This is a genomic window from Mesorhizobium sp. M2A.F.Ca.ET.037.01.1.1, assembly GCF_003998075.1.
Classification (GTDB): Bacteria; Pseudomonadota; Alphaproteobacteria; order Rhizobiales; family Rhizobiaceae; genus Mesorhizobium.
Genome location: NZ_RZSA01001759.1, coordinates 1 through 503 on the forward strand (window position 1 = coordinate 1; position 503 = coordinate 503).

Below are 503 nucleotides of genomic sequence, written 5' to 3' on the forward strand. Positions count from 1 at the left end.
GAGCCGCCGCCGTCCACGCCCCCGCCGGCGGGCGTGCGGTGGTCGCGACCGGCATGGCCGGCGCGGGCGTGGACGGCGGCGGATCGTCGTCGTGGTCCGGATCGGCGTCGAAGCCGACCGCAAAGGCCGTCACGCCGAGGCCGAGACCGGACGAGAGCGACGTGTTCCCGAACAGATCGATGGTGAAAGGGTCGTCATTGGACATTGGAATTTCTCCTGAAGTGATGGCGCGCGCGAACGCCGGCCGAACAGGGTCGGCCGGGCGAAGAGCGGCGCGGTTTTTTTGGGAAAGGTCAGAGGGTGATCAGCGAGAGCGCGATCTCGGTCTCGGTGAGCTTAACGTTGAGATGCGTTGCACCAAAATTCCGGTCGAAGAGCGGGATCAGCCGATCGGCCTCGATGAACTCGATGCCGTCGTCGCCGCCGAAGTGGCGGCGCTTGTAGTGCCACCAGTCGGGATTGCCGACCGGGTGGCATTGCTCCGAATAGACGACGAGCGCGCG

At 66.4% G+C, this 503-nt stretch carries 1 protein-coding gene and 1 pseudogene; both read right to left on the reverse strand.

The genetic code is table 11. The annotated features are described in order from the left end of the window. Positions 1-205, reverse strand: a pseudogene (locus tag EOA27_RS39650) (hypothetical protein); the annotation flags it as partial. An 88-nt stretch (positions 206-293) separates the two neighbouring features. Beyond that, the coding region (locus EOA27_RS39655; RefSeq protein WP_127259116.1) for a DUF3085 domain-containing protein at positions 294-503 on the reverse strand (210 nt) is incomplete at its 5' end.